At 38.9% G+C, this 16,254-nt stretch carries 14 protein-coding genes and 1 other RNA gene; 2 read left to right on the top strand and 13 right to left on the bottom strand.

Annotated features, from left to right (window positions below):
- Positions 1-53: 53 nt before the first annotated feature.
- Both sucC and sucD read left to right on the top strand, forming a co-directional pair.
- Positions 54-1,214: an ADP-forming succinate--CoA ligase subunit beta gene (gene sucC / locus V6W77_RS04260; protein WP_334253889.1), complete on the top strand. Its 1,161-nt coding sequence runs from the start codon at positions 54-56 to the stop codon at positions 1,212-1,214.
- An 8-nt stretch (positions 1,215-1,222) separates the two neighbouring features.
- Positions 1,223-2,092: a succinate--CoA ligase subunit alpha gene (sucD, locus tag V6W77_RS04255; protein WP_283385971.1), complete on the top strand. Its 870-nt coding sequence runs from the start codon at positions 1,223-1,225 to the stop codon at positions 2,090-2,092.
- Positions 2,093-2,167: 75 nt separating this feature from the next.
- Here the strand turns inward: sucD and pepT are convergent, their stop codons facing one another.
- The 13 genes from pepT to V6W77_RS04190 form a co-directional block, all read right to left on the bottom strand.
- Positions 2,168-3,418 (bottom strand): peptidase T, encoded by a 1,251-nt coding sequence (gene pepT, locus V6W77_RS04250; protein WP_334253888.1) that lies wholly within the window; start codon positions 3,416-3,418, stop codon positions 2,168-2,170.
- Between the two features lie 304 nt (positions 3,419-3,722).
- A complete protein-coding gene (locus V6W77_RS04245; RefSeq protein ID WP_025236084.1) occupies positions 3,723-5,168 on the bottom strand; it encodes an alanine/glycine:cation symporter family protein in 1,446 nt (481 codons plus the stop codon).
- Between the two features lie 103 nt (positions 5,169-5,271).
- Positions 5,272-6,285, bottom strand: coding sequence for a nickel/cobalt transporter (locus tag V6W77_RS04240; RefSeq protein WP_334253887.1), 1,014 nt, complete (start codon positions 6,283-6,285; stop codon positions 5,272-5,274).
- Positions 6,276-6,917: a DUF1007 family protein gene (locus V6W77_RS04235; protein ID WP_334253886.1), complete on the bottom strand. Its 642-nt coding sequence runs from the start codon at positions 6,915-6,917 to the stop codon at positions 6,276-6,278. The genes V6W77_RS04240 and V6W77_RS04235 overlap by 10 nt, the downstream gene beginning before the upstream one ends.
- Before the next feature lie 57 nt (positions 6,918-6,974).
- Positions 6,975-7,354, bottom strand: an RNA gene (rnpB, locus tag V6W77_RS04230) — RNase P RNA component class A.
- A 122-nt stretch (positions 7,355-7,476) separates the two neighbouring features.
- Entirely contained in the window at positions 7,477-7,764 is a 288-nt protein-coding gene (gene rplY / locus V6W77_RS04225) for a 50S ribosomal protein L25 (protein WP_025236087.1), read from the bottom strand.
- A gap of 141 nt (positions 7,765-7,905) precedes the next feature.
- Positions 7,906-8,820, bottom strand: coding sequence for a RimK family alpha-L-glutamate ligase (locus V6W77_RS04220; protein ID WP_334253885.1), 915 nt, complete (start codon positions 8,818-8,820; stop codon positions 7,906-7,908).
- Positions 8,817-9,542: an oxygen-insensitive NADPH nitroreductase gene (nfsA, locus tag V6W77_RS04215; RefSeq protein WP_112111044.1), complete on the bottom strand. Its 726-nt coding sequence runs from the start codon at positions 9,540-9,542 to the stop codon at positions 8,817-8,819. The genes V6W77_RS04220 and nfsA overlap by 4 nt, the downstream gene beginning before the upstream one ends.
- A gap of 15 nt (positions 9,543-9,557) precedes the next feature.
- On the bottom strand, positions 9,558-10,331 hold the full coding sequence (gene mtgA, locus V6W77_RS04210; protein ID WP_334253884.1) for a monofunctional biosynthetic peptidoglycan transglycosylase: 774 nt from the start codon (positions 10,329-10,331) through the stop codon (positions 9,558-9,560).
- On the bottom strand, positions 10,332-10,640 hold the full coding sequence (gene trpR / locus V6W77_RS04205) for a trp operon repressor (RefSeq protein ID WP_025236091.1): 309 nt from the start codon (positions 10,638-10,640) through the stop codon (positions 10,332-10,334).
- A gap of 108 nt (positions 10,641-10,748) precedes the next feature.
- On the bottom strand, positions 10,749-11,390 hold the full coding sequence (gene lolA / locus V6W77_RS04200; RefSeq protein ID WP_025236092.1) for an outer membrane lipoprotein periplasmic chaperone LolA: 642 nt from the start codon (positions 11,388-11,390) through the stop codon (positions 10,749-10,751).
- 119 nt (positions 11,391-11,509) lie between these two features.
- Positions 11,510-14,365, bottom strand: a complete 2,856-nt coding sequence (gene polA, locus V6W77_RS04195) for a DNA polymerase I (protein WP_334253883.1) — start codon at positions 14,363-14,365, stop codon at positions 11,510-11,512.
- A 120-nt stretch (positions 14,366-14,485) separates the two neighbouring features.
- Positions 14,486-15,880 carry a YdgA family protein gene (locus V6W77_RS04190; RefSeq protein ID WP_334253882.1) on the bottom strand — a complete coding sequence of 465 codons (1,395 nt, stop codon included), beginning with the start codon at positions 15,878-15,880 and terminating at the stop codon, positions 14,486-14,488.
- Between the last annotated feature and the right edge of the window lie 374 nt (positions 15,881-16,254).

Below are 16,254 nucleotides of genomic sequence, written 5' to 3'. Positions count from 1 at the left end.
TTTAAATTCACACAAGTAAAGAAAAGTAGCATAAAAACCAACGAGGAAACTCTATGAATCTACACGAATACCAAGCCAAACAAATATTCAAACAATATGGGCTGCCTGTCAGCGAAGGGATTGCTTGCTTTTCTGTAAATGAAACCGCAGAGGCAATCTCACAACTAAAAGGTGAAAAATGGGCTGTAAAATGCCAAGTTCACGCAGGTGGTCGGGGCAAAGCCGGTGGTGTAAAACTAGTGAGTAATGCTGATGATGCCAAAGCCTTTGCTGAACAATGGCTAGGTAAACGCTTAGTTACCTTCCAAACAGATGCTAACGGGCAACCGGTTAATACTATTTATGTGGAAGAAACCTGCAATATCGACCGTGAATTATACTTAGGTGCAGTGGTGGATCGCTCTGCACAAAAAGTGGTATTTATGGCATCAAGTGCAGGTGGTATGAACATTGAAGAAGTGGCTGAAAAAACACCTGAATTAATCCATAAGGCAACAATTGATCCTCTCACGGGTGGTCAGGGCTATCAAGGGCGTGAGTTAGCTTTTAAATTGGGATTAAAAGGTGATGAAGTCAAACAATTTGCGGATATTTTTGTAAAACTAGCGAAGTTATTCGTAGAGAAAGATTTAGCCTTATTGGAAGTCAATCCGCTTGTTGTTACCAAAGACGGAAAACTGCTCTGCCTAGATGCTAAAATGTCTATCGATAGCAATGCTCTCTACCGCCAGTCGGATCTTAAAGAACTACAAGATCTCTCGCAAGATGACGAACGTGAAGCCGAAGCAGAAAAATGGAGCTTAAACTATGTTGCTTTAGACGGTAACATAGGTTGTATGGTAAACGGTGCAGGTCTTGCAATGGGAACGATGGATATCGTCAAACTCTACGGAGGTAAACCGGCTAACTTCCTAGACGTAGGCGGTGGTGCAACCAAAGAGCGTGTTGCAGCGGCATTCAAGCTGATTTTATCAGACCCAAATGTAAAAGCGGTTCTGGTTAATATTTTCGGCGGTATCGTACGTTGTGATTTAATTGCTGACGGTGTAATCGCCGCAGTAAACGAAGTGGGCGTGAACGTGCCTGTTATTGTACGCTTAGAAGGCACAAATGCAGCACAAGGTCGTGAAATTTTAGCGAATAGTGGGCTGAGTATTTTAGCGGCATCATCACTGAAAGAAGCGGCTGAATTAGCGGTAAAATCTGCAAATTAGGAGGAAAAATGTCGATTTTAATTGATAAAAATACAAAAGTAATTTGCCAAGGTTTTACCGGCGGACAAGGCACATTCCATAGCGAACAAGCTCTAGCTTATGGAACACAATTAGTTGGAGGTGTTTCACCTAATAAAGGTGGTACAACCCATTTAGGCTTACCCGTATTTAATACCGTGCGTGAAGCAGTAGAAGCAACCGGTGCAACTGCAACCGTTATCTACGTTCCCGCTCCGGGCTGTAAAGATGCCATTTTAGAAGCCATTGATGCAGGTATTCAGCTGATCGTTTGTATTACTGAAGGCATTCCAACACTGGATATGCTTCAAGTGAAACAACGTTTAAACCAAACAGGCGTGAGAATGATCGGTCCTAACTGTCCGGGTGTGATTACCCCAGAGGAATGTAAAATCGGCATTATGCCGGGCAATATTCACAAAAAAGGCAATATTGGTATTGTTTCACGTTCAGGTACATTAACTTATGAAGCCGTTAAACAAACAACAGATGAAGGCTTTGGACAATCTACTTGTGTGGGGATCGGTGGCGACCCAATTCCGGGTTCAAACTTCATCGATATTCTAAAACTCTTCCAAGACGATCCTGAAACCGAAGCTATTGTGATGATTGGCGAAATCGGCGGTTCAGCAGAAGAAGAAGCAGCTGCCTTTATCAAAGAAAATGTAACGAAACCAGTGGTTAGCTACATTGCAGGTGTAACCGCACCAAAAGGCAAACGAATGGGACACGCAGGTGCAATTATCAGTGGTGGTAAAGGCACTGCTGATGAGAAATTCAAAGCCCTCGAAGATGCAGGTGTAACAACGGTAAGAAGCCTTGCTGAAATCGGCTCAGCCTTACGCAAAATTTTAGGCTAATCCTAATGTAAGCGGTCTAATTTGTAAGTTTTTTTGCAAATTAGACCGCTTTTTTATTGGTATATAGTTTGCTAATTATACTTTTCGTTCAGCCTTTAAGCCTTTAGCTGCTAGTTGAATTAATTTCAATGTTAGTTCACAAGATTTCACGAAAGATGGGATTGGCAAAAACTCAAATTTTGAATGAAAATTATGTGCCCCGGTAAAATAATTCGGGGTTGTAATACCTTTGACTGATAATGCTGCACCGTCCGTACCTCCACGCATTGGTATCACTTTAGAGGGAACACCAATTTCTTCCATTGCTGCAAATAACAAATCAATGGAACGGCGATCTTCTGTTAAGCTATTCGCAATGTTGCCGTAGATGTTATTGATTTTACATTCTATTTTCGCTCGAGGATAACGAAGCTGTATTTCTTTCACTGCGTTTTCTATAAAAGTTTTACGCTTTTCAAAAGACTGTTTGTCAAAATCACGTATCGCAATACGCAGCGTGGCTTGAGTATAATTTGCCTCCATTCCATTTATCCACCAATAGCCTTCTTTATTTTCAGTGCATTCCGGAGTTTGGCTACGATCAAACAAGCTAATGAAATCTTGTGCCACTAAAATCGGATTCAATAACACACCTTTCGCCGACATAGGATGTGCACTTACTCCTTGAATTATTACAGTTGCAGCCGCCGCATTAAAATTTTCATACACAACCTCACCTAATTCGCAACAATCAATCGTATACGCAAAATCCGGTTTAAATTTAGTTAAATCTAATAGTTTTGCTCCACGTAAGCCGATTTCTTCATCAGACACAAATGCTATGTAAATATCGCCTGTCGGAATTTGGTATTGTTTTAAGACTGAAAGTGCAGTCATAATGTTGGCAATTGCTGCTTTGTTATCTGCTCCCAATACGCTAGTCCCATCACTGAAAATAATCTCTTGATTCAAATAAGGTAAGATTTCAGGGTGCTCTGCTACACGAAGCCAAATATTTTCCTTTTCATTTAATTGCAGATCTTCACCATAAAAAGTTTTAATTTGTGGGTGGATATCTTCTGCAAGAGCTACATCTACAGTATCTAAATGAGCAACAAAACCAATCGGCACAGCATTTTTCAGTGCTCCTTTCCAAATGGCAGTTACATTAGCATGTGAATCAATTTCTACATTTTTTAATCCAAGTTGCTTTAATTCGTCTACCAATAAACGAGCTAATTCCCATTGTCCTTTGCTACTTGGTACTGTGGTTTCCGACGCTTTACTTTGGCTACTTACAGCTAAATAACGAAAAAAACGTTCTACTAATGGTTGTTGTAACTCCATCTTTATCTCCTTTGTGTTAGCAAATTAATGACCATCTAAACATAACAGTTTAGATAAGTGCATTCAATTTATAGCGTTGATGAAGTTGAGGTAAATCATAATAACTGCACTTTTACTCGTTATTGAATGTTTACAAAACTGTTTATAGAACTTTTTACAAAATGCAATTAAATTTTGAGAAGACAACGTATTTTAAGGGAGTTATTGGAGAGAATTATAAGTAAAAAGTTAGTTTGTTATTTTTCTAAAAGAGGCTTAAAGCCCATATAAGCACTTAAACCTCTTTTATCTATTATTCTTTAAATTACTCTTTTGACTTCCAAATAAGTGGATCAACACCTTTGTGAATTAAATCTTGGTGTTCTTCAATTCTAAATACCGGCTCTTTGCCTTGTTTTAGTTGGCGAATATAGTCTTTCATAATAACCCATACAATCGGAGCAAGAATTAAAATTGCGACTAGGTTGATAACCGCCATTGATGCCATTACAGTATCAGCAAATGCCCATACAATACCACCATCTCGAACTGCACCAAAGTAAACGAAGAATAATACCACTGCACGGAAGCTCCAGACAAACCACGCTTTGTTTTTGATGTAACGAATGTTAGTTTCTGCATAAGCGTAATTACCAATAATAGAGGTAAAGCAAAATAGTAGAATAACAAAAGCTAAGAAGTGTAAACCAAACTCGCCTAAGTGGAATTGCAATGCTGTTTGAGTAAGAGAAATACCTCTTAAACTTTCTCCGCCATAATTGTCCGACATTAAAATAATAATTGCGGTACAGGTACAAACAACAAGTGTATCGACAAATACACCTAACATTTGGATTAAACCTTGACTTGCCGGGTGTTTAGCATCTGATGTTGCTGCAGAGTTTGGAGCAGAACCCATACCTGCTTCATTTGAGAATAAGCCACGCTTAATCCCCATTAACATCGTTTTTGAAACCAATGCCCCGAACATACCACCCGCTGCGGCTGAGAAGTCAAAAGCACTTTCAATAATTAAACCGATAATATGTGGTACTCGTTCAATATTCATACCTAAAATAATAACGGCAATAATGAGGTAGAATAATGCCATCATTGGTACTACTTGTGCGGACACTTTACCGATACGTTTTACCCCACCGGAAATAATAATTCCGGTAATCACTACTAAGGTAACACCGACATAAACCGGATTCCAATCCCACGCATTTTTAGTTGCTTCTACAATAGAATTTGATTGCACCGCATTGAAGGCAAAACCAAAGGTAAAGATTAAGGTTACCGCAAACGCAATGGCTAATGAAGGAAGTTTTAAACCACGAGTAATGTAGTAAGCCGGTCCACCACGAAACATACCGTTCGGATCTTTGGTTTTATATAACTGAGCAAGAGAGGACTCAGCAAACGCAGAGCTCATACCCATTAATGCAGTTACCCACATCCAGAAAACTGCACCCGGACCACCTAATGCAATAGCGGTTGCAACCCCACCGATGTTACCAACCCCAACACGACTTGCTAAACCCGTCGTAAAAGCTTGGAATGGCGTGAGAGATTGACCTGAAGCAGAACGACCACCCCACATTTCACGCAAACTTTGAGGGAAAAGACGAAGCTGAACAAAACCTGTGGTAATAGTAAAAAACAGACCTGCACCTAGTAATAGAATAATAGTAATATCCCAAAGTGGAGCATCAATCGTATTGACGACCCAAGTGAGAATACCTTCAAAGAATAAAATAATAGAATCCATAAAGACCTCTTAAATTAAAATAAAAACGAGTTAGTTTAACCGATTTCACTTTTTTAAACAGTTTTTTTGATACTTTATATAACAATTTTTAATCGGTATTCAATTAACGTCTAAATAAAATACCGGTACCGGTATCAATAAAGCTACTATGAACCAGCGTAGTTCCCAATAAAATCAATGCTATCCCTAAACCAAATTTGAATAATCGAACCGCATTTTTATTCATTTGAGCGGAAAAATACCAACCACTCACTTTAACCGCTTTATTCCTTGCCACAATCACTAAATAAGCAAATAGGCTTAAGGTAAAACCTGTCCCGATTGCCATTACTAAGGCTGAAATTACGCCCCAAAAATAAAGATCTAAAGTATAAGAGAGGAATAAGACTAAAATTGCCCCAGAGCAAGGTCTCGCACCAATACTCAAAATCAGCATTAGCTGTGTTTTCCAATCTTTGGCTTTCTGCATTTCATTTGAGGTGGGTAAATGTTTATGTCCACAGCCACAGTGTTCATCGTGAACGTGGTGATTATGCTGAACAAGCGGTCGTTTTTGTGGAATTTTTTGCACAATGGGTTGTTGTGCCACTTGTTGAGAGAACCGAATTGATTTAATTTTAGGTTTACTCACTTTCTTTGTCTCTTTGAAAACCTGATAGCACCAATAAACCCCAAGCAAAATCATAATGGCGAAGCTAGCACGCTCTACCCATTTCAAAGTTAAATTAAAATATTGGCGGGAAAGTGTAAAAATAACCACAATCACAGTAACGAGGAAAACCGCCACTAATCCTTGCACTAAAGCTGAGGCGAAGGTAATTTTCATTGCTTGATTGAGCTTCGTTTTTTCAAGAGAAAGGTAACTCGTTAGAATAAACTTACCGTGCCCGGGACCTACAGCGTGAAATACGCCATATAAAAAGCTGATAAAAACTAAAGTAAGCCCCGCTTTGGTCTGATTATCGCTCAATGCGTTTAACGAGCCGGAAAGAGCCGAATTAAATACCTTTTGCCACTCCATCACTTTAAATAGCAAAATCGGATAAAGTTGATAAAGTGCAAAAAATGTGAGAAATCCGACCGCTAGTATTCCCCATTGTTTTGACTTCAATCGCATACAATCTCCACTTTCTGTGCAAATTGTGCCCCTAATGAATAATCTTCATTATTTAGCATATCCGGCGACTGAGTTTTATCCAAGCTCGAAGCATATAAACGTAATTTGCTATCCACCTGTGGCTGTACTAATGCAACTTTACAGCCGGTATTACTGATACTAATCTCATTAGCACGGTTATATTCCATTGCAATATAGTAACTTGGTTCATAAGTCGAAAATCTTGCCTTATTTTGTTTCAAGTCATAAGGCTGACTTAAATGAAAGGTAATATAAAACACGACTCGATTATTTTTGATTTCAAAACGCGTATCTGTCGGTTGAGTGGTAAATTTTATCGGCTGATTTTTACTATCGTATAACACGCTGAAATAATGGTTTTGCAGGGCGGACTGTACCATTTCTGCGGTAATATCTTTACGCGTTTTCTCTTTATCCGCACTATTATTCATCTCATAAATCAATTCAGAAGAGGCAATTTCATCAAGCATCCATTCCATTTGGAATGATTGCAACATTGTGCCGTCTACAATCACTTTATTTTTTAGATCGACAAACGAATGTGGGTGAGAAAACGCATAACTAGAACATAACGTAGATAATGCAATAATAAAAGATTTTAATAATTTCATATCCATTCACTGTAAAAAATAAAAAGCGAACAAGTTGCCCTGTTCGCTTTCAGAAATTTGGTGAGTCGGTCGATAAGCCGAGTTCTGTCGTGGACAATCATTCCTCTAGGCGTATATTTACACATACGCTCAAGCAACCTACCCGAACTCTCGGCGGGCAACCGATTGAGTTCCTATTTGGTCTTGCTACGAGTGGAGTTTACCCTGCTGCCGAATGTTACCACCGGCACGGTGTGCTCTTACCACACCCTTTCACCCTTACCTGCCGAAACAGGCGGTCTGCTCTCTGTTGCACTGGTCGTAGGCTCACGCCTCCCGGACGTTATCCGGCACTCTGCCCTGTGTAGCTCGGACTTTCCTCTCGTTTACTTGTCCCCCAGTTCTCGTTTTCACGAATTTAGAGGCTTCAATAAACCAGCGATTGTCTAACCAACTCAGGACTTAGTATAGCAGATTTGCAAAATTTTGCAAAAATTTAACCGCTTGTACTTTATTAGAAATGCAAAAAAGGATTAAGTTTCAAAAACTTAATCCTTTTATTTAATTCACTAACGAGCGATTACGCACGTTTGAAGTCTAAGTGAACTAGTTTTGGTTTAGTTGGGTGGCGTTGAATTGCTTGTACTTTAACTTGCTCTTCTTTGCCCGCAACAACGATAGTTAAAACTTCGTTGTAGAACGCATCGTGTACTTGTGCGTTGTTTACATCATCGTGGTTTAAGATGATTGATACAGGTTCTGCACTACCACCGTAGATGATTGCAGGAACTTGACCATTATGACGCAGGCGGCGGCTCGCACCCTTACCTTGCGTTGAACGAACTTCAGCTTCAAATTTGAATGACATTGTTTTATTCTCTTAAATATTGGGATTATCCCGTTAATAGAAAAACAGCAGGCGACCCAGCTGTTTGTTAAAAAACTTCGGCATACCAAGAGATATGCCGAGTGCGTATTTTACTGAAATTGGCGAGAAATGCAACGTAAATTAAGATAATTTGCGGATTTTCTCTATAAAATAGTTCACCATTTCTCCCGCAATATTGACTTCATTCACTTGCTCAATGCCTTCAAAGCCCGGACTTGCATTGACTTCTAAAATAACTATCCCATTGTCTGCCCGCAAAAAATCCACGCCTGCAACATCAAGCCCTATCGCTTTAGTTGCTTTAATTGCTAATACGATTTCCTCTTTGGTTAATTCAATACGTTGAGCAATTCCACCTTGATGAAGATTGGATCGAAAATCTTCTGCCGAATTATTTCTACTCATTGCAGAAACTACTTTATCCCCAATCACAAAAGCACGAATGTCTTGTCCTTTTGCTTCACTCAAAAAGTGTTGGCATAGATAAGGTTCTTCGACTTGTCTAAAGGTAGATAGCACAGCTTCCGCATTCCGTTCATTTTCAAACAACATTACCCCATTGCCTTGCGAACCATTCAGCACTTTGGCAATAAGCGGAAAAGTGAAATGATTTAATTGCGATTTAACCGAAACTAAATTCCCTGCAAAATTGGTATGTGGTATAGGTAAAGTATGTTCGGCTAATTTTTGCAACGATCGCCATTTGTTTCGGGCTAAAGCAAATGCTTCAGAGTGATTCAAAACAGGAATACCTTTCGCTTCAAAATGGCGTAGCACAGCACAGCCCATTTCCGTACTACTTGTACCAAAACGAGGTAAAATACCATCATAATCCTTCAATAAAATAGGCTCAGGGCGATGTTTCTCGTAGCTTTCTCCTTCTTGGTAAAAAATCTCAAATTTTCCATTATTTAGAGAAAGTAACATTCTGTTAGGATCTAAAATATCCAACTCGATCCCTCTTTCTACACAGGCTTCTCGAATTCGCTTGCAGCTATATAAGCGAGGCTCACGACATAGCATTAGCCATCTCATTTTTTCAATAATCCTTTCTGATTAAAAAACGGCAGAATATGTGGACGAACGGGTTTATCTAAGGTTTTATGAATTGCGACTTGCCATTGCTGAGGTTCGCCAATTCTCGCTTGGTAGTAAGCGGTCAAATTTTCGTTATATTTTGCAAATTCTACCTCATCAAAAGGCTGATACTGATTAGTATGACAAATCAAAGTGTTTGGTAAACGAGGTTTTAAATCAGGATCTTGTGCAGGATAACCCAAACACATTCCGACTAATGGTACACAGTATTCAGGCAAATTTAATGCTTCGGATACACGTTTAATATCATTACGCAATGCACCAATATAAACACCACCTAACCCTAAAGACTCTGCTGCTAACAGTACATTTTGAGCAAAAATTCCCGTGTCAACCGCTCCAATAATAGACACTTCCGCCCATTCCAATTGCGATTCCGGCACAAGCTGTTTGTGTTTATTAAAATCAATGCAGAACACCAAAAACTCTGCACAATCTACCACATATTGCATACCAGAAACGGCTTTTAAGGTTTCACGAATTTGTTTATCCGTTACACGGATAACGCTTACGCATTGTAAATGGTTAGAGCTTGAAGCCGCTTTTCCCGCATTAATTAAGGTCTGAAATACCTCTTCTGAAATCGGTTGTTCGGTAAATTTACGAATCGAACGATGAGATAAAATCGTTTCAAGTGTTGCTTTGCTTTGTGTTGTCATCTTTACTCTTTCCACCTAAAGTTTGTCTAAATAGCTTTTTCCATCAAGTTGGTTTACTTGTCGCATAATCCACGCTTGGCGTTTTCGCATAGTTGGTCCGGGCTTATCTACTTTAAATATATTTGGATTAGGTAAGGAAGCAGCTAATAATGCAGCCTCTTGCAAATTCAATTTTTTTGCCGATTTCTTGAAAAAATGTTGAGCCGCGGCTTCAACGCCAAAAATACCGTGCCCAAATTCCGCAATATTCAAATAAACTTCTAAAATGCGAGGCTTTGTCCAAACATATTCCACTAACACAGTCAGCGGAGCTTCAATCCCCTTTCTTACCCAGCTTTGTCCGTGCCATAAAAACAGGTTTTTAACTGTTTGTTGTGAAATAGTTGAACCTCCACGCACTTTGCCGGATTTTGCATTCAACTTTAAGGCAGTTTCAATCGCAGTAAGATCTAAACCAAAATGGCTTTCAAATTTCTGATCTTCAGACGCAATCACCGCCATCTGCATCTGCCAAGAAATTTCATCAAGGCTTACCCAATCTTTTTTGATGTTATAGGTTTTTCCTTGTAACATATTTTCCACTTTTTTCTGAATCATATAAGCCGAATACGGCACGGGTAACACCGAAAAAAGCAACGTTCCTATTAAGAAAAAACTCCCGAAAAAAGAAAATAAGCGGCTAAAACCAAACCAAAGCCAACCCGCTTTTGATCTTATTTTTCGAGGAATAAAAAAAAGCCCTATTTTCTTCAAAAGAGAGCTTAGAAAACGGTTCTTATACTTTGCCATTTACTTCATACCGTTAAGTTTACTATTTACCCATTGCAAGAAATCCGGGTCTAGTGTTTTGAGCATATTTGAGCCACGCGTAATAGTTGCTGCACTGGTATTCAAATTTTGCTGAATTTCACGTTGTGAATCTTCAGCTTTTAATAAAGCTTGCACAATTTGAACTCGCAACCCCAAAGATTCTCTCTCATCGGCGGTCAAAAACATCGAGAAAAAGAGCTCCAATCTATCTTCAGCAACGGCTTGTTTAAGCAAAACTAAAAATTGCTCCCACTCTTTTGGATCTCGTTGATTATAAAGCGTTTTCATTGATATTCCTTAATATACAAGAATATACAAGCGGTCGTATTTTACTCGTTACGCTCAAACGCAAGCATTTGTGTAAAAAATTTACTAAAAAAGACCGCTTGTATTACCTTATTTTTTCGATTTCTTGCCACCACGTTGATCATCTAACTCAGCCCCTTTCGGTACACTGAATTTGAATAAGTCATTTGAAACACCGCCTGTGGTAATGTTACGCAATACATATAAATTGCTTTGTCCATCACGCTCAATAGTGCTGAAACCTTTTAATAAACCGCTTTGGTCGATACGCACATCAAACTGTTTTAAATTACTTTTTTTCGATTTTGGTTTTAATACGAACGTATCGGCATTTTGAGTTACGTCATATTGATCCCAATGGTTTTTATCACTGCTGGTTAAAAGCACAAACGGCGTATTGTTCACTGCATCTTGCACTGTATTTACCGTTACTTGTGAAACAAATGGGTCGTAAAACCATAGATCTTTACCGTCAGAAACAATTAAATTTTCTTGTGGCGATTTTGTATCCATTCTAAATAAATTCGGGCGTTTTACTTGGAATTTACCCTGCCCTTTTTGGATCTCTTTCCCTTTGCTTGAACGGACCGTTTGGTCAAAATCCGCACTATATTGGCTCACTTGCTCTAAACGGCGTTGTAATTCCGCTACCGATTGTGCATCAGCAAATGCTGTGCCGGCTAAACCTAATAAAGCTAAACTGAATACTGATTTTTTGAATAATGTTTTCATCTATTTTCCTTATTTATCAAAGAAGATTTGTTCTTCTTTGACAATGAAATTTTGAAAAGTTTCACATTAACGAACTACTACAACAATACATTAAAAAGGGATAATTGTATAGCCTTAGATTAATGAGCCTCGTCCCAATTATCGCCAATGCCAACTTCAGCAATTAATGGCACTTTAAGCGAAATAGCTTTTTCCATTTCTGCTTTGATTAGCTGGCTATAATGCTCGATTTTATCGGCTTTCACTTCAAACACCAATTCATCGTGTACTTGCATAATCATTTTGATTTCATCATCACCGTGAATAGCTTTATCAATGCCAATCATCGCAACTTTGATAATATCCGCCGCCGTGCCTTGCATTGGTGCATTAATTGCCACTCGTTCTGCCGCTTTACGCAAAATAGCATTGCTTGATTTAATATCAGGTAAATATAAACGACGACCGAATAAAGTTTCTACATAGCCTTTTTCTGCGGCAACTTCACGAATATCCGTCATAAACTGCTGTACTGCCGGGTAACGTTGGAAGTAGAGATCCATATATTTTTGGGCTTCAGCTCGCCCAATCCCCAATTGGTTTGAAAGCCCGAATGACGACATTCCATAAATCAGCCCGAAGTTGATAGCCTTCGCACTGCGACGTTGCTCGCTCGTTACCTCATCTAATGCCACACCAAAAATTTCTGCTGCCGTTGCTCGGTGAATATCTTTACCTTCAGCAAAGGCTTTAATCATTCCTTCGTCATTCGCCAAGTGAGCCATAATGCGTAGCTCAATTTGGGAATAGTCGGCTGCTACAATTTTATAGCCTTCTCTTGCCACAAAGGCTTGGCGAATACGTCTGCCTTCTTCGTTTCGGATCGGAATGTTTTGTAAATTCGGATCACTTGACGAAAGCCGCCCTGTCGCCGTTACTGCTTGATTGTAAGAGGTGTGCACTCGCCCTGTTTTTGCATTAATCAACTGAGGTAATTTGTCTGTGTAAGTAGATTTCAACTTACTTAAGCCACGATGCTCCATTAATAATTTCGGCACAAGATGACCTTGTTGAGCCAATTCATCAAGCACCTCCTCGTTAGTTGAAGGAGCTCCTTTCGGGGTTTTCTTCAGCACCGGTAAGCCTAATTTATCAAACAAAATTTCTTGTAACTGCTTGGTTGAAGCAAGGTTAAACACCTGCCCTGCTTCGGTGTGAACTAACTGCTCAACTTCACTTAAGCGTTTTTCAATTTCTGCCGATTGCGTTAATAATTTCTTAGGGTCAATCAATACGCCATTGCGTTCAATGCGAGAAAGCACGCTAACCAATGGCATTTCGATTTCGTTAAAGAGTTTTACCAATTCAGGCTCTTGTGATAATTTCTGCCATAGCACTTGGTGCAGTTTCATCGTTACCTCGGCATCTTCGGCGGCATATTCTGCCGCTTTAGCGATCTCAATTTTATCGAAAGTAAGTTGATTTTTGCCTTTACCTGCTAACTCTTCAAACGGAATGGTTTTATGCCCTAAATAACGGTAAGCTAAGTCGTCCATATTATGACGACCTGTGCTGTTTAGCGTATAAGACTCAATCATCGTGTCAAACTCAACGCCCTGTAACTCAATGCCGTAATTAGCAAAAATAGTTAAATCATATTTAATGTTCTGCCCGATTTTTTTAATGGCACTATTCTCTAAAATCGGCTTGAGTTGGGTTAAACAAGCGGTCAAATTTAGCTGATTTTTTACCAATTCGTCTGCGATTTCGGTTTCTGCCTCGTCATCGCCAAACATATCCGCTTGTTTTGGCAGGGCTTTTTGCTTATGCCCAAGCGGAATATAGCAAGCCTCGCCATTTTCAAGAGCAAAGGAAATTCCCACCAAATTGGCTGACATAGAATCTAAACTATCCGTTTCGGTATCCACCGCAATGATATTGGCTGATGTGAGCTTTTCAATCCAAGCCACTAATTTGGCTTCCGTATCCACCGTTTCATATTTGCTACGGTCAATAATGATAGGATCTACAAAATTTTCCTCGTTTTTAACCGCTTGCGTTGCTTGGTAATTATTCGGCACTTTTTCAGCTGAGGTTTGTGTAACAGGGTTCGCATTGTTATTTACTTCATTTAACCAACGCTTAAATTCATAATGCTCAAATAATGTAGCAAGCTCTGCACGATTTTGTGCTTGGGTTAAAAGTTGATCGTGGGTAACGTCTAATTCCACATCAGTTTTGATGGTGGCGAGCAGGTAGGATAAATCCGCATTGGCTTTTTCTGCCTCTAATTTCGGGGCAAAGTTTTTTGCTCCACGAAACGAAAGTGTCGCAATCTGATCTAAATTTTCATAAATCTGTTTAAGGGAACCAATCCCTTGTAATAAGGCTAACGCCGTTTTTTCACCCACACCTTTTACACCCGGAATATTATCGGCGGAATCGCCCATTAGGGCTAAGAAATCGATAATCAACTCGGGCGGAATGCCGTATTTTTCGATGACGCCTTCACGGTCAAGCAAAGTGTTGTTCATCGTATTTATCAACATAATGTGATCGTTCACCAGTTGTGCCATATCTTTATCGCCTGTGCTGATTAACACGTCTTTGCCATCTTTGGCAGCTTGCACGGCAAGGGTGCCGATCACATCGTCCGCTTCTACCCCTTCAATGGAGATCAACGGAATACCTAAGGCTTTGATAATAGCGTGTAGTGGTTGAATTTGAGCTCGTAACTCGTCCGGCATTGGTGGGCGGTGAGATTTATATTGCTCGAACAGCTCATCACGGAAGGTTTTACCCTTCGCATCAAACACTACCGCAATGTGGCTTGGGTTTACTTGTGAAATCAAGCTTTTTAACATATTCAAAACACCATACATCGCCCCTGTCGGCTCGCCATTGCGATTCGTTAGCGGAGGAAATGCGTGAAATGCTCGATATAAGTAAGAAGAACCGTCCACCAGCACCAGTGGATTTTTTGCGATAGTTGCCATAAAAAATCTCTTGAAAATCAAATAAATATTTCTGTTATTATACAAGAATAGTGAAAGAAAGGGATAAAAAAAGCGTATTTCAGCCATAGCTAAAATACGCTTTCTATCTGATATTTACGATTATTGACCGAGCGAACCTGCTCCCATCATAATCACAAATAACGCCATTTGGATTTCATCTTCAGTTAATTCACGACCATTTAAGATTAATTTCTCATTTTCAACCGATAATTCAATCTTCACATTGTTTTCATCTACTTTTCTTAATCCGTACTGTTCAACTCCTGCATTAAGAAAAGCGGCATCAACTTGTTGTTTGGCAAACGCTTTTGCCTCTTCTTCGCTTAATTTTTCTGTAACCATCGAGATTTGGCGAATAATATCTTCTGCATATTCACGGTTAATATTTGAAGTAAATTTACTACTTGAAAGAGCTTTTAATACCTCTTGCATATTGCTCATATTTTGTGGATCAAATTGAGCCATATTCAATAATAAAGCTAAATTAAATTTACCTTTGCTATTTTCAAGTGAGAAGTTATTAATATGGAACTTCACCGATTTTGCCAACAACTGCATTAAAAGTTCATCTTCAAATCCTTCAGGATTAGATAATAAAGGCGTAATATCATTGGTTAATTTAGCATCTAAATCGTATGCCATATCCATTTTTAATTTACCCAGTTCAACACCTTCAATGTTGAAAGAAGCCGCCTCTAAATCTCCTGTCGAAATCACACGCTCGCCTTTTAACAGGTTATCACCCTTAACCATAATATCTTTAATTTGAGATAATTTGCCATCTTTAGACTTAAACTCAATAGCGTTGATTTTTCCACTTCCTTTGCCGAAAGTTAAATTAGGATAACTTTCATTACTTTCAGTTTGAACATCATAAGCTATACCTTGAATTTGCAAATCAAGTTCTTCTGCTTTTATTTTAAAACTCTCTAGCTCAACAGTGCTATCAATGCCTTTCAATTTTTGGTCGTAACTATATTGCACTTTGACAGGGGTTGTTTCAATAGTGCCTGTTTCATCGCTATATTTAATTGGCGAGAAATCAAAATATCCTTTTGTATCTCCAGAATAGCTGATATTAGCCACCCCCGAACCAATTTGTTCACCGACAAATTTTTTAAATATCTCTGGTCCTTGAAGGCTATTTTCCATACTCATCATCACAGGAGCAAAATTAAACTTCGCTAAACGATTAAGCGGTAGCGGACCGTGATGAAGTTTATCATTACCGATAAAATCTAATTTTTTATCATCGCCAAAATCCACTTCTAAACGATATTTCGCATCAGAACTAAAGAAATGGCGATCAATTTGCACATCTTTGAGCTCAATATTTGCTCCAAACTCGCCACTTAGTTGCTTAAGTTGGTTATTGGCTTGAACGACTAATGCTTGATATTTTTCTTCAACTTGTTTGCCCGTATACCAGCTACCGCCAACTACAGATACACCAATTACCGCTACAACTGAAAGAGCAATTTTGCTTAATTTCATAATTTTCCTTTATCTGTAAAAAATATTAAAAAAATGACCGCTTGTTATTTACCGACATATCATTTTGCAAGTTTAGATATATCGTAATTGAGTTTACCATAAATAAAAAATGACTTATATCACTGAACTTAACAAAATAGTGTAAATTAATAAAACTCGCTTGATTATTAAGATAAAAAGCATACAATTTAAGTGGTTATTTCTAACTTAACGAGGTTCGATATGAAAAAAACAAATGTTGCATTAACCATTTTAATGGCTCTTGGCTTAGTGGCTTGTGGTAGCAGTGGTGGTAGTGGTAGTGGTAGCAATAGCAACACTACTGATAATAAACAGGTATCACCGGTACAACCTACTCAACCAGCACAACCTGC

Source organism: Mannheimia indoligenes, assembly GCF_036880405.1.
GTDB classification, from domain to species: domain Bacteria; phylum Pseudomonadota; class Gammaproteobacteria; order Enterobacterales; family Pasteurellaceae; genus Mannheimia; species Mannheimia indoligenes.
This window is presented reverse-complemented; position numbering and strand designations above follow the sequence as displayed.